This window comes from Pedobacter sp. (assembly GCF_039594775.1).
Taxonomy (GTDB): domain Bacteria; phylum Bacteroidota; class Bacteroidia; order Sphingobacteriales; family Sphingobacteriaceae; genus Pedobacter.
The window spans coordinates 183,053-196,633 of record NZ_JBCNMT010000004.1; the positions used below are offsets into that span (position 1 = coordinate 183,053).

The following is a 13,581-nucleotide window of genomic DNA, read 5'->3' on the forward strand; positions in this document are numbered from 1 at the left end:
AGGAGCTTTAGTTATTTACGATATAATGGGCAACGTTTCAACAGGTATTGCAATGGACTGCTAAAACCACCATCTGTATTGGAGAAAAATGCCCTGTGACTCTGGTTGTAGATGTTGGCATTATTGTCGTTGTAAATGCTCAGGCTCACCGAAACATCATAGCGTTGTTCGGCGTTCGAGAAAGTAGAACCATAAGAGTTTACCTTGGTCACCTTATCGTTCCCATTTCTTTTTACGTTGGTGTTCGAATTGTCGCTGGTGTAACTGGTTTGTGAAGCTTTGTTTTGCTTAACGGTACCATCAATAATATATTCTACGCCAAGAATATTGCATAGTTCGTTCATGGTAAAGCCCGTAATATTTTCCTTGGTTACACCACCTTTTGCCAATAAAGCATTGGTGGTTCTAGGGTCAATTAAGGTATAGCCTGTGGAGTGTTGCGATAAAAACGCGTAGGTGTCTTGTTGTGCGCTCAAGCCTATCTCATCAGCACCGGGTTGGTTCTCAATCAAGTAATGGAAAGGAAGTACCGCAATACGATTATGATGGTCGGCAGGGGTACCTTTCATCACAATCTGGTCGTTTTTACGAATATCAGAAGGTAAGGGAGGTTGATTAATAATTTCTACCCTGCCGCTTGAATGGGTAATTTTCAAAATATCCGATTTTTTAACCGTATATTCCAAGGTTTCACCACTGTAAATAAAAGTGAGGTCGGTGTCGGTAATTTTAGTGATTTTACCTTTCATTTCATCGCCATTTACTTTTAGGATTACATCGACAGGAGTTTGGGCAAAAGTGCTGATAGAGAGCAACAGCGCTAACAGCAATAGGAGAGGTCTGCTCATGAGCTGATTATTTTTGTTTGCTATAAATTTACCTTTTAAGACTTTAAATATTACTCTTTTAGCGAATATTTTTTTATTTTCATAGCATTGAGTAGATGATGACTATTCTATTTATTTGATTTCATATGCAGCCTCAACTAATACGTCTATTCATTTTTTTACTTCTTTTAGTGGGGCTATTTGGTATGGCTTATGGCCAAACCAATAAATCAAGTCAAAAAGACACTGCGAATTCAAAAAGCTTTGTAGTAAGGATGCAGGATTTTGCTAAAAGCTCGGCCATTAGTAGTGTGGCAGATTTTGAAGCGGATAAAGCCGAGCAAGTACAAGAGGCTACTTTGGTAGAGATTAAGAAAAATATTCAAAAAGCCAAACTTTATCTGCGTACAGGTTTAGATACTTTAGCGGCAAAAAATGAACTCTCGTTAATTGCCGAGCACGCAAAGCTGGCAGGCGATGGGCTGTTTGCCAACAAGGAAACGCCAAGAACTTATCGGAATTTAGTATCTACCCAAAAGCTCCTTAATGCTTTATTGGAACGGTGTAATTTGCAGAAAACCAAATTAGATAATCACAAAAAGCAACTTTCGCAGTTTAAATATCAAATCGATTCTCTTTCCAAAACCAAGGAGCTGTTTAGCTTTCCTAAGGATTCCTTAAAGCTGTCGAAGTACATGCAAACCTTGGTGGTGTTGGCTCGTGAAGTAGCTCCTATTGATAGTGTGATTGACCAATCCATCATGCAGACCCAAACGTTGCAAAATCAAGCTAGTTTGCAGACCTATAGTTTAGAAAATCACCTTGATGAGGTCACTCATTTTCAGCAACAGATGTCAAATCAGCTGTTTCATCCCGAATTAAGTTATCTCTGGCAATCCTCTGAAATATTTAGACCATTTGGACAAATTTTTGATTATTCGGCACAAAAAAACCAGTTGATTTTAAGCTTTTTTACCTTCAGCAATGTGGGTATATTAACTTGTGTCCTACTGCTGATTTTGGTATGCTATTGCTTTGTATGGTCGCTTAAAAGTGCTTATCATAAAGAAACAGAAAGTCAGCCTGTTGAAAAGGAGCATTTGATCATTAGGAATCCATTACTTTCTGCTATTTTCATCATTGCAAACCTAGGACAGTTTCTGTTCAATGCACCACCCTTTATTTTTAGTATGTGTTTTTGGTTGGTTGCAGCGGTTGCACTTACCTTATTGCTGCGGGGCTATATCACTAAATTTTGGATGTATGCCTGGTTGGGAATGTTGTCGTTGTTTGTACTATCAGCCATTGATAACCTCTTTCTTCAAGCCTCTGGTATTGAAAGATGGTACATGTTCTTTTTGTCGGTTGCAGGTTTGGTATTGGGTTTTTTGATTTTTAAAAAGGGAAAACGTGAAGAGTTAAAGGAAAGTCTGATTGTTTATGCCATCGGGCTGATGGTGGTACTAGAGGTGTTTGCCCTATTGTTTAACATTTTCGGTAGCTACAATTTGGCTAAATCCTTATTGGTGGCGGGTTATGTGAACGTAATCATTGCTATTATGTTTTTATGGACGGTGAGGCTCATTAACCAAGGTTTACAGTTGGCCTTTAACCTTTACGCCAGACAGGACAAAAGCCTATTTTTCATGAATTTTGATAAAGTGGGGCAAAAAGCACCCATGTTGTTTTATGTGCTACTAGTTATCGGCTGGTTAATTTTGTTCGGGCGTAATTTTCCCGCTTATGCTTTTATTGTAGAGCCTGTACGTGATTTCTTCTTCGACCAACGGTCTATAGGAAGTTATACGTTCAGCATCAGCAATTTAATTTTGTTCTTCTTCGTCGTATCGGCGTCGGTGATTACTTCTAAAATAGTATCTTTCTTTGCGGTAGATAAAAGGACTTTCTCTAAACAGGACGGCAAAAAGGGCATTGGGAGTTGGATATTGTTAATTCGTATCACCATTATCCTTTTAGGCTTATTTTTGGCATTTGCAGCGGTAGGCATCCCTATTGATAAGATTGCAATTGTGCTGGGTGCTTTGGGTGTAGGTATTGGTTTTGGTTTGCAGTCCTTGGTCAATAATCTGGTAAGTGGGTTGGTCATTGCTTTTGAAAAGCCTTTAAATTTAGAAGATGAAGTAGAAGTAGCGGGTAAAAGCGGTACCGTTAAATCTATAGGGTTCCGTAGTAGTGTCATCACCACTTTTGATGGTGCTGAGATTGTGATGCCCAACGGCGATTTGCTTAACTCGCATTTGGTGAACTGGTCAAGTGGCGGCAGCAAGCGCCGGACTTCCGTTATTGTTCATATTGCCCATGGCGCAAACCTTCAGCAAATACAAAAAGGTATATTAGACTTGTTGGAGGCCGACGATCGGATATTAAAGCATCCAGAACCTTCCGTTTTCTTTAAAGACATTAGCCCAGAGGCATTGGAAATGCAGGTGTTTTATTGGAGCCGACAAACCAAGCAGCTTGCCGAAATCAAAAGTGATGTGATTGTAGCAATCAATCAGCTATTTATTAAAAACAATATTCAGATACCCTATCCAAAGCAAGAGGTCTTTATGCATACGGTTGACTCAAGAAAAAATAAAACTTAAATAAAACCATAAAAATTAACAGCAAATGATCAAGAAACTCTTACTCCTTTCAGCTTCGGTTTTTGTCTTTTCGGTAGCTAGTGCCCAAAAGGGAACAAATGCTATTCAGGTAGGTGCTCGTGTAGCTTTCCCAACCGAAAAATTAAATAAAATAGCCAATACAGGTTTTGGTGGTAGTTTAAAGGGCATATATGGTATTGGCGGCAAAAGTAGCCCACATCAGGTGACTTTGGAGGCAGGTTACAACCGATTTGGATTGAAAGACCTTCCTACGGGGGCAAGTGGTTCCTATTCGGCCATTCCGATTTACACAGGCTATCGCTATCTTTTTGGTAAAATCATTTTAGATACACAGGCAGGTATTTCTATCAATAGGGTTGCTGGTAAAAGCGCATCGGGTGTAAAAGCCAGTGGTAGCGAAACAGCATTTGGTTGGGCTGTTGGCGCAGGTTATATGATCAATCAAATTGAGTTGGGCGTAAAATACCAAAGTTCAGATATGAAAGATGATATTTACGATATCAAATTCGTGAGCATTAGGGTAGGCTACAATTTTGCATTGTAAACGTATTTAACTAAATTATCATGGTAGTTAAATTTGTTGGCTGATGATACGTACTGAAAAAACATTGTCGGAAGTAATGGAGGTGTTGCGAGGGAGAGGTTATGTAGAGGATTTTAATCTATTGGAAGAAAACATTTCCTATCGGGATGGTGGTGAGAAAGTGAACCTATCCGACATTATCATAGATAAGATTTATCGCTTTACCGGGCAGAATGACCCCGATGATGAAGCTATTTTATATGCCATGCGAAATGTGAAAGATGGGGCTAAGGGTATTTTTGTAAATGGTTTCGGCATTTATACAGATGATAGGGCGGATGCTGTTATTGCCCAAATTACCTTTGAAGAAGATCAGTCTGGCATTTGGCCTTAGCGTTTATTAATAGTTACTGCAAAGCTCGACTTTCTTCTGATCGGTGCTATCACCGCACCAGTTGACGTTAATGTGGTATGGTGATAACACCAACCACAGGTTAAAAACTTTTTACAACCTTTCCTAGTTTCAACAAAGTTGATAGTGATTTCAACGAAATCGAAATTGATGATAGTGGTTTGCAGCTAAATTTGTATTAGCCATTCATCTTGGTAAAAAATTAGGAGTGATGAGAAAGACAACGATTAAACAACTAGCTAAAGAACTTCAACTCTCCACGTCTACCATTTCCAGAGCCTTGTCTGATAATTACCAGATCAGCAAAGAAACCAAGGAAAGGGTAAAGCGTTATGCAACAGAAAGACGATATACCGTAAACCGATATGCCAAAAGTTTAAGGGAAGGAAATACAAAAACCATTGGTGTAATTATTTGTGCCATAGATAAACCATTTATGGCACAAGTGCTCAACGGTGTTTATGAGGGTTGTAACCAAGCTGGTTATCAATTTTTGGTGATGCAAAGCAAGGGAAGCTTTACGGCAGAAAAGGAATGTGTAGAAAGACTATTGCATAATGGTATCGATGGACTCCTGATTTCACCAAGCTTTAATAGTTTTGATCTGAGCTATTTGGTTGAACACCAAGCCAAGGGACTGCCCATTGTATTGTTTGATCGCATTAGCCAGCAAATAAAGACACATCAGGTTGCGGTAGATAATTTTTTAGGGGCACAAACATCGGCCGAACATCTTTTGAGCAAAGGGATTAAAAGGGTATTGGTAATTGGTTGTTTGGAAGAAGTATGGTTAAGCAGGGAAAGGGTAGACGGTTTCATGAGCACAATGGAAATACTTGCGCCAAACGAGCATGTGTGCGAAGTAGTTAACGTGGATCCTACCAACAGGGAACAGTTGGCGCAACAGTTGGAAAAAGTATTTGCCATGCGGTTAAAAAACGAACCTCAATTTGATGCCATATTTGCCACTACCGATACTTTTACGACTACTACCATCAGGTGTTTGAACAAATTACAGATTAACATACCGCTGATTGGATTTTGCAATAGCGAACTTTCCGATATCCTCATAGGAAATCCTACTAGAATTGTTCAGCCTGCCTACCAAGTAGGTACAGCTGCAGTAAAGCAATTGCTGGAATTGATCAAACATCCCAACCAAACAGATTTTGAAACGATCTATCTGCCTACTAAATTAGAGGAAGGTATAGCCATATAACGAATTAACAATAGATACTCATCCAATGATTAAAATGAAGAAAGTTTGCATCGCCTTAAGCGCGTTGTCTATGGGTTTAACTGCATACGCACAAACCGTTACCGTTGATAATTACTACAATAAGGAAACCAGAAAAACGAAAGACGGTAAAACGGAAGATTTCCATTATTTATGGACAGATCGAGAAATGTCGGGTTTTTCTATCCTTGGAGAAACATTTTTGAAAAATGGTGCAAAGGCATTAACTACGCTAACAGAAGCACCTACCATGCAGAACCTTAAAAAAACAGATGTCTACATTATTGTAGATCCTGATCATTTGGGCGATAGCCCAAGTCCTAACTATATGGACGAAAAAAGTGCACAACTGATAGCCAATTGGGTAAAAGCTGGTGGAGTATTGTTGTTAATGGGCAATGATGAGGCCAATGCCGATTTAAAACATTTTAATATACTTGCCGCAAAATTTGGATTTACCTTCAATAGCGATATTATTTTGGCCGTAAAAAACGACGAGCATTTTGATGATGGAGGTATTTCTACTGCTGGAGTTGGTTTGTTTAAAACCTCTAAAAACATTTTTATCAAAAATGCGGCATCTATAGCCATTCAACATACGGCAGTACCATTGTTGACCACTAAAGATGGTAAAAATGCCATGGTGACCGCAAAATATGGCAAAGGAGCAGTTTTAGCGGTGGGTGATCCTTGGCTTTACAACGAATACACTAATGGGAGGTTGCCTGTCAGATTTGAAAACGATAAGGCTGCCGTTGATGTCGTGCAATGGCTTTTGGAAAAGGCTAGAAAAACTAAATAAACTTTCTGTACTAAGACTTACGAAGTTTTTAAAACTTCGTAAGTCTCATCATAGCAAATCTAACTAGATGATCATTAATTCAGTTTAATGATCCTAATGTTATCGTGATAGGCCACTCGGGTAAGAACATTGTCGGTTAAAATCACATTCCCATTACTATCTTCCCCTGCTTCACGGTAAACGCCCCATTTAATATAGCCTTTTTGTCCATTAGACAATTGCGTGCCGGTAAAGGTACGGGCATTCACATTTTGAACGCGTAGCGTAAAGTCCTGCTCACCTTGGTACTTGGTGTATATTTTAAAATATCCGGTGTTATCCAAGGTCCATTTCACATCTATACGGAAATCGATCCATTTGTTAATTTGGGGACGAAAATCGGGAATTACAATAGCATTTCCAGAAGCGTCGTACCTTACTACAATGGCGTGTCGTTTAGTGAGCAATCTTACAGGAACGGGATCGCCCCCCGATACTTTTAACTGGAAAATATTATCACCATAGGGCGGATTGGCAGCGTTCCATTGTTCCCAATCTTTAAGGTAGAGACTGAACTCGTAACGACGTTCCTGCCCCGGAAAAAATAACGCATCGTTAATGTTAAGGGCATCTGCTTCGCTACGATAGGCCTCATTAGAATAATAATCAGGATTTCCCAAGGTCACTTTGTGCGCAATGGCATAATTGCCGCTACGTCCCGGATTTATTAGGCTTGCCGCATCGCTAGCGGTAGCCTTGGTGGGAATAATATCTGGATAGCCCCCATTTAAAGCACCTGTTTCATAGGTCACATTTAAAATGGTATCACTATTGCCAATAGTACCCGTTTGGCTACTTGGATTACTCGGCGTTCTTGGCTCTGGCGAAGCGTTTGGCTGACTACTTTTACCACATGCGGTACAGGTAATGATGCCTGCAATGGCTAGATAAATAAAACTCTTCATTTCCATTTCACCACTAATTAGTTCGACAATGATTTGATGTTTTTTGCTTTGCCATCAATGGTGATGGTAAGGTTGATATTGCCTTTAGCGAAATCATTTCCGGCATTTTCTTTCACACTAATCGCTGGTGCTTTTTGTCCCTGAAAAGGATAAACCACAGAAACGAAGGTTTGCGTATTGCCATCGGCCTTGCTTTTTTCGAACACAAAGGCTGGTCGCTCCATTTCCTTTCTATATTCATAGGAAACTTTGCTTGGCTCGGTGCTCAAGCTTGCTTTATCTTTGCTTAAATATTGGATCAATAAATTGTTGCCATCAGCATAATTGGTCTGTATACCACTTTGGCTATCGTTTATAGAAGCTTTGCTATCTTCTTTTAAATGGAAGTGAACACCTATTTTTCCAGTAGCTTTACCAATGGCCTGATCAATGATCAAGAAATATTGCTGATCAATAAAAAGTACCGTACGTTGATGTTCAAGCTCAGGATAGCTGGGGTTTGTATATGTAAGCTGATCTAAAGCAGGGCTCGTTTTCCATCGCTTTAACTGCGCTTTGGTAATCACCATATTCTTGTTGTCGAGTGTTAAGGTGTTGTGCAAACGCGTTTGGCGGTACCATTCTCTTTGTTTCATGATTTCGGCATCGCCACTATATACATACACCCCAGCATCTGGCATAAAATTGCGACCATTTTTCCAAAGCTCAAAGGTGCCATTATCAGGCTGCGCATGGAATTCGCCCGGAGGGCTTGCCTTTAGTACCATGATGGTAGCTGGGTCTTTCCAGGCATTTCGGAAAGTATAGAAACCCGCAGTAGTTAAGCCTTTGGATAGGAAATTAGGTGCTTTGCCCTCTTTCCCTTCGGTGGCAAAATAGCGGATGGCTTCATTTTTAGGAAAAGCTTCCAACCAACTATTGAACTGTTTCAGTCTCGCTCTTTTTTCGGCCACCCACGAGTCGCCAAACATTGGTGCGTTATAATCGGGGAAAGTGATGCTGGCAAATGCTAAAACCATGCTCTCCACCGTGTTTTTATAAGTTTCTGGGAACTCATTGGCCACGTTTGCTTTTTGCGCAGAGCGATAAGCCTTTAAGAAGATATCTATGGAGGCGGCATGATAAACTGGAGAAAGCTCAAACTGCATCCCATCAGGGTAAACCTGTTTTTTAATTTCGGCATTCAATACCTCTATGCCACTTTTTCTCCAAGCTGGAGCATCTTTAAATTCTGGAAAAGAAGCTCCTCCAAACAATACGCGTTGTGCTTCAAATAAACGGTGATTGCCTTGGTCTGCATAGTTAGGAGGAAGGTAATTGGCCTGTTGGTGGTAGCTATTTAAGAAGGCCATTAAAAAGGAAGCATCAAAATTTGGCGATTTAATGAATATGTCAAAAGTAGGCACCAAACTCTGCACCCTGTCCGACACTTCTAGCGGACGCCAAGCAAAACGGTCGTTGTCTTTGGATAATCCCAGTGGATTTTTTTTGGCCCAGTCCAAAAACTGTAGCATCCATTCTTTGGCGTAAGCTTCATTCTTATTACTGTAATAAGTTAAAGCCATGGCCTGCCACCATTTTACGCGGTGAAGCTGCCAACGTACCTCGTTATCTTTTATTGGCCAGTTTTGCCAATTGATATCTTTTCCATAGTCAAAAAAGCCATAACCTTTATGGGGTTGGAAACGATGTAAAAGAGCACTGTCTGCAGTGGCTTTGGTGGTTTTGTTCAAAGGCTGTTTAACATCTATGGCAGCTTCGGCATTACTAAAATCAGGTTCCTTTTTTTCATTTTTAACCTTATAGTAGCTCAACAAGGCATCAGCGGCCTTTTCATAGTTGCCAGCTTCATAGTTCTTTTTAACACTTTCCAATCCAGGGTAATCCAAGTTGATGACCTGAAAGCTCTCTTTGCTGATTTTGATTTGTGCATTGGAAAAGAGCACAAATAGGCAGAGGGCGCAACATAATAATATCGATTTTTTGTTCATCTGGTATATTGGTTTAAAGTTTTAGTTTGATATGTTTGATTTTACCTGCCACGCTAACGTTTAGATCAATATCACCTTTAGCTAAATTATGCATAGCATTTGGGATAATTTTAATAGCAGGCGGTAGTTTGCCCTCATAAGGATAAACTACCGTGGTAAAGGTTTGCGTAGCGTTATCAGTCTTTGGTTTTTCAAATGCAAATGCGGCTCTTGGCGTTTCTTTTTGATACTCGTAGGATACAAAGCTTTCCTCCTGTTTTAAGTTTGATTCTTTATTAAAGGACTGGATAAGCAGATTGTTCCCGTCGGTATAAGTGGTATACACGCGATGATTGGCAATATCAAAAGATGGTTCGTTACCCTCTTTTAAATTAAAGTGGATGCCAAGTGTACCAGTTTCTGAGCCTATGGCCGCATCTAGAATGATGAAATAGGTTTTGTCTACAAACAAGAAAACACGTTGGTGCTGTAGGTTGGAATAGCTCGGGTTAAGGTAATTCAATACATCGAGCGTATCGCTGGTTTGCCATTTTAGGAGCTTGGCATCATTTACAATATCCCTGTTGTTAAGGGTAAGTGTTTGGTGTACCTTGGTACTGCGGTACCAATCCCTTTTGGTATTCTCCTGCCCACCAACATTGGCATATACAAAACTACCTGCATCGGGTGTGAAATTGCGGCCTTTTACCCAAAGTACAAAGTTGCCATTATCAGGCTGGGAGTGGAACCCAGCTGGAGGGCCTGCTTTGATCTGCATCACGGTTGCTTTGGTGTTCCATCCATTTCTAAAGGCATAAAAACCAGCATTTGGCAAGGCACTCGATAAGTAGTTGGGCTTTTGTCCAGCCGCACCATCGGTAGCATAATATTCAATTACTTTATTGTTTGGAAAAACCTTTGCCCATTCCTTATAGTTTTTTAGCATGGTTTCTTTGTTGGTTTTAAAAGAATTGCCAAATAATGGATAGGTATAATCGGGAAACGAATATTTGCCTACGCCCAATACCATTTTTTCTACCAAAAGGCTATAGTTTTTGGGAAATTCATTTGCTATGCCTGCCAATTGGGCTATCTGTAAGGCATCCAAAAAGATTTTAATGGTGCCAATATGGTAACCTGGCGAAAGTTCAAACTGTATGCCATCAGGTAGTACTTGCTTTTCAATATCGGCGTTGAGCACTTCAATGCCACTTTTCCGCCAAGCCGAAGCCCGTTTGAATTCTGGAAAATTGCTTCCAGCGTACATCAGATGTAAAGCTTCGTACAAACGATGATTGCCTATATCGGTATAGTTGGCCATCACATAGTTGGCCTGCTCGTTATAGGATTTTAAAAACTCCATTAAAAAGGCGGGACTAAAGTCAGATGAGTTAAGGAACAGGTTGAATAGTCCGCTCCAATGGTTAAGCCTAAAAGAAACCACAAAAGCCTTCCAGGCATAGTCCTTATCATCGGCATAAGCGCCTTGTTTGTTTTTCTTGATCCAGTCGCGTACCTGAAAAATCCATTCTTTGGCGTAACGTTCATCGCCGCTGCTTCTATAAACAAGGCCCAAACTTTCCCAAAAGGCAGTCCTATGCAAAAAGGTGGTAAGCAATTGGTCTTTTACCGGACGGTACTGCCAATCAATGTCTTGGCCATAATCATAGCTTGGATAGCCTTTATGTGGCTTAAACTTATGCAGTAAAATGTCATCTGCCAGTTGTTGTGTTTCAGCATTTACCTTTTTGCCAGCAAATTTCAAATGATCATCACTGTTAAAATTAAGGTGTCGAACTTTTGTGCGTTCACGATAGTATTGCAGCAATGCCTTAGCGGCAGCCTCATATTTAGCGGCTACAAAGGTTGCTTTAACCTTTTGTAATGCAGGGTCATCTAAATTGATACTGGCAAAGCTCTCCTTGGTAATGGCTTGCTCCTGTGCCCAACTATGAAGGGCTAGGGACAATATCGTAATGCTGATGAAAAATTTTCTTAGCAAGTTCATGAGGATTGAATAGGGATGACCAATCTTATTTCTTGGCTGGCTTATTTTGCCCTTTAATGGCAATATATCTTTTTAGGGCCTCAAGATAATAATAGTCTGCATAATCCAAAGGTGTATCTATTTCCGAATTATATAAAAAGGCACCAACACTATGTTTTAAGATAAAGAAGTTGTTTTCGCCAGCTTTAGCCAAGTAATTGTCGGAAGATAGCGATTGTAACATCTCTTCCGCATAGTTAAAGTACTTTTGACCGTTTTTTACCTGTGTGCTTAAATTAAGCAGGGCCGAAGCCATAATTGCGGCAGCGGAGGCATCTCTAGGCGCTTTTTCTTCTACATCTAATGCGTTATGTACATCAAAGTCCCAAACCGGAACCTTATCCTTAGGCATACGCGGATGGTTCATGATAAATTTGGCCACTTGTTCTGCCTGCGTTAAAAAAGCTGGGTTTTTGGTGTTTTCATAGCACATGGCATAGCCATAAAGCGCCCAAGCTTGTCCACGGGCCCAGGCAGATTCGTCGGTAACCCCTTGGTGCGTACGCTTAGCCAATACTTTTCCGGTTTTAGGATCATAATCAACCACGTGATAAGAACTAAAATCTTTCCTAAAATGATTTTTAATGGTGGTTAAGGCATGGGAGTTAGCTGCAACGGTATAACTAGGCTGGTTAAACTGTTTTGAGGCCCAATAAAGGTACTCCAAGTTCATCATGTTATCAATGATTACAGGGAAGTGCCACCAAGAAAAATCCCATGAACGAATAGCGCCAACTTTATTGTCAAAACGTTGGTATAAATGATTTGCGCCATCGGCCAATGCCGGTAAATAGGCTTTGTCGCCGGTAATACGGTAGGCATTGCCATAAGAGCAGTATAGCATAAAACCAAGGTCGTGTGTATCTTTAATATATCTGGCCGAGTCAAGAGCTAAGGTGAAACGTTTAGCCTGCTCAGCAAGTCCCTTATCGCCCGTAAGCTCGTATCCGTACCATAACGAGCCGGGGAAAAAGCCAGTAGTCCAATCCCTATAATTGACTAGTCTTACGGATCCATCAGGGTTGGTTGAACGTGGATTTTTACCAGGTTTGTATTTGTTGCTCGCTTGTTTTAATTGATAGGCAATTACGTCGGTAGCTTTTGCTAACCATTTGTTTTGGGTTTGATCAGTTTGGCCATGGGCGTATCCACCGTAGGCAATAGCAGTAGCCGTTAGTAAAATCCTAAAGGTCTTTTTCATTAAAGCTGAATAATTCGGTTTATATCTTTTGTTAATTAACGAAAGGTGAAGTTAGCGGAAGCTTTTTCCATGGGCTTTTGATTTTCGATATAATGCTTTTGATTTTGGTGAATGGATTGGAATGTCTTGCACGATCCTTTCTTTTTTGTGAAGAGAGAGGTTATTATGTTTAAACTTTTATCCATGCGTCATTCCCGCGTAGGCGGGAATCTTAATGCAATGATAGCATCTTATAAGACTTACGAAGTTTCAAAAACTTCGTAAGTCTGAAAATATTAAAGCATTACGATTGCCAGTCGAACTGGCAATGACGGCAATCAGATTGGGTAATGGGAGCAACCTTAATAAAACCTTTCTGCCTGTTGCATAGTAGTGACCAATTCCCTCTCATTTTCAAGGAGAGGGCTAGGGAGAGGTTTTTGAATAAACGACCCTCTCTGTCCTATGGACATCTCTCCCTTAAAGGGAGAGAGAAACGCTTGGGAGAATTCTCAGTACATTAAATAACGATTTACAATATCCTCCTTCTTGGAGGGGCAGGGAGAGGTTTATTCTATTCAGACTTTCATCCGTACGTCATTCCCGCGTAGGCGGGAAACCTAAAGCGGTAGTAAAGCCTGCTATTGCATTATGATACCCAGTCGAGTTGGGTATGAAGCCAGTCAGTTGAGCAGACAATGATGGCTAACAATAGATTTAGTTGAAGACAATGTAGCTTAATCACAATTACATCTAGCTCGTGAAATGTATTGCATTGAGCTTTAAATAAGGCCAATTAATTAAATTTGATAGTATTTTAATCAAATTTGAAAGATGATAAGCAATACCTATTGCTATTTTCGCTCCTACCAAATATGACCGAGTTCTGTTCAGCTAGCAAACGATAGAATAGCGAAGGGTTGTCCTTTAATTTTTAATTTGTTTTGAGTTGATTGGCAATTAAAGCTTATGCTTTCTCGGCTACATATATTTTGGTATTTGAGAGCTAATT

General features: G+C 40.2%; 10 protein-coding genes. 5 read left to right on the forward strand and 5 right to left on the reverse strand.

Going from position 1 to position 13,581, the window contains the following annotated elements:
• Positions 1 to 11: 11 nt before the first annotated feature.
• The gene (locus ABDV71_RS12205) at positions 12 to 848 is read right to left on the reverse strand and encodes a hypothetical protein (RefSeq protein WP_343532922.1); all 837 of its coding nucleotides are present in this window, start codon (positions 846 to 848) and stop codon (positions 12 to 14) included.
• 125 nt (positions 849 to 973) lie between these two features.
• On the opposite strand from ABDV71_RS12205, the gene ABDV71_RS12210 reads away from it, so the two are divergent.
• From ABDV71_RS12210 to ABDV71_RS12230, 5 genes are all read left to right on the forward strand, one after another.
• Positions 974 to 3,433: a mechanosensitive ion channel domain-containing protein gene (locus ABDV71_RS12210; protein ID WP_343532924.1), complete on the forward strand. Its 2,460-nt coding sequence runs from the start codon at positions 974 to 976 to the stop codon at positions 3,431 to 3,433.
• A 25-nt stretch (positions 3,434 to 3,458) separates the two neighbouring features.
• Positions 3,459 to 3,998 carry an outer membrane beta-barrel protein gene (locus ABDV71_RS12215; protein ID WP_343532926.1) on the forward strand — a complete coding sequence of 180 codons (540 nt, stop codon included), beginning with the start codon at positions 3,459 to 3,461 and terminating at the stop codon, positions 3,996 to 3,998.
• 43 nt (positions 3,999 to 4,041) lie between these two features.
• Positions 4,042 to 4,371, forward strand: a complete 330-nt coding sequence (locus ABDV71_RS12220; protein ID WP_343532928.1) for a phosphoribosylpyrophosphate synthetase — start codon at positions 4,042 to 4,044, stop codon at positions 4,369 to 4,371.
• Positions 4,372 to 4,600: 229 nt separating this feature from the next.
• On the forward strand, positions 4,601 to 5,608 hold the full coding sequence (locus tag ABDV71_RS12225; protein WP_343532930.1) for a LacI family DNA-binding transcriptional regulator: 1,008 nt from the start codon (positions 4,601 to 4,603) through the stop codon (positions 5,606 to 5,608).
• A gap of 34 nt (positions 5,609 to 5,642) precedes the next feature.
• Positions 5,643 to 6,428 (forward strand): hypothetical protein, encoded by a 786-nt coding sequence (locus ABDV71_RS12230; protein ID WP_343532932.1) that lies wholly within the window; start codon positions 5,643 to 5,645, stop codon positions 6,426 to 6,428.
• 74 nt (positions 6,429 to 6,502) lie between these two features.
• Here ABDV71_RS12230 and ABDV71_RS12235 read toward each other — a convergent pair whose 3' ends face one another.
• The 4 genes from ABDV71_RS12235 to ABDV71_RS12250 are packed head-to-tail and all read right to left on the reverse strand — an operon-like array spanning position 6,503 to position 12,590.
• On the reverse strand, positions 6,503 to 7,378 hold the full coding sequence (locus ABDV71_RS12235; protein WP_343532934.1) for a heparin lyase I family protein: 876 nt from the start codon (positions 7,376 to 7,378) through the stop codon (positions 6,503 to 6,505).
• 11 nt (positions 7,379 to 7,389) lie between these two features.
• Complete coding sequence (gene hepC, locus ABDV71_RS12240; RefSeq protein WP_343532936.1) at positions 7,390 to 9,363, reverse strand: heparin-sulfate lyase HepC; 1,974 nt, start codon at positions 9,361 to 9,363, stop codon at positions 7,390 to 7,392.
• A 13-nt stretch (positions 9,364 to 9,376) separates the two neighbouring features.
• A complete protein-coding gene (hepC, locus tag ABDV71_RS12245; RefSeq protein ID WP_343532938.1) occupies positions 9,377 to 11,350 on the reverse strand; it encodes a heparin-sulfate lyase HepC in 1,974 nt (657 codons plus the stop codon).
• A 25-nt stretch (positions 11,351 to 11,375) separates the two neighbouring features.
• Positions 11,376 to 12,590: a glycoside hydrolase family 88 protein gene (locus ABDV71_RS12250; RefSeq protein ID WP_343532940.1), complete on the reverse strand. Its 1,215-nt coding sequence runs from the start codon at positions 12,588 to 12,590 to the stop codon at positions 11,376 to 11,378.
• Positions 12,591 to 13,581: the final 991 nt, after the last annotated feature.

What these genes read in the sequence shown, in the direction of transcription:
- ABDV71_RS12205 (WP_343532922.1), bottom strand. Translation starts at nt 848, where the DNA reads ATGAGCAGACCTCTCCTATTGCTGTTAGCGCTGTTGCTCTCTATCAGC.
- ABDV71_RS12220 (WP_343532928.1), top strand. Translation starts at nt 4,042, where the DNA reads ATGATACGTACTGAAAAAACATTGTCGGAAGTAATGGAGGTGTTGCGA.
- ABDV71_RS12235 (WP_343532934.1), bottom strand. Translation starts at nt 7,378, where the DNA reads ATGGAAATGAAGAGTTTTATTTATCTAGCCATTGCAGGCATCATTACC.
- ABDV71_RS12225 (WP_343532930.1), top strand. Translation starts at nt 4,601, where the DNA reads ATGAGAAAGACAACGATTAAACAACTAGCTAAAGAACTTCAACTCTCC.
- hepC (WP_343532936.1), bottom strand. Translation starts at nt 9,363, where the DNA reads ATGAACAAAAAATCGATATTATTATGTTGCGCCCTCTGCCTATTTGTG.
- ABDV71_RS12230 (WP_343532932.1), top strand. Translation starts at nt 5,643, where the DNA reads ATGAAGAAAGTTTGCATCGCCTTAAGCGCGTTGTCTATGGGTTTAACT.
- ABDV71_RS12250 (WP_343532940.1), bottom strand. Translation starts at nt 12,590, where the DNA reads ATGAAAAAGACCTTTAGGATTTTACTAACGGCTACTGCTATTGCCTAC.
- ABDV71_RS12215 (WP_343532926.1), top strand. Translation starts at nt 3,459, where the DNA reads ATGATCAAGAAACTCTTACTCCTTTCAGCTTCGGTTTTTGTCTTTTCG.
- hepC (WP_343532938.1), bottom strand. Translation starts at nt 11,350, where the DNA reads ATGAACTTGCTAAGAAAATTTTTCATCAGCATTACGATATTGTCCCTA.
- ABDV71_RS12210 (WP_343532924.1), top strand. Translation starts at nt 974, where the DNA reads ATGCAGCCTCAACTAATACGTCTATTCATTTTTTTACTTCTTTTAGTG.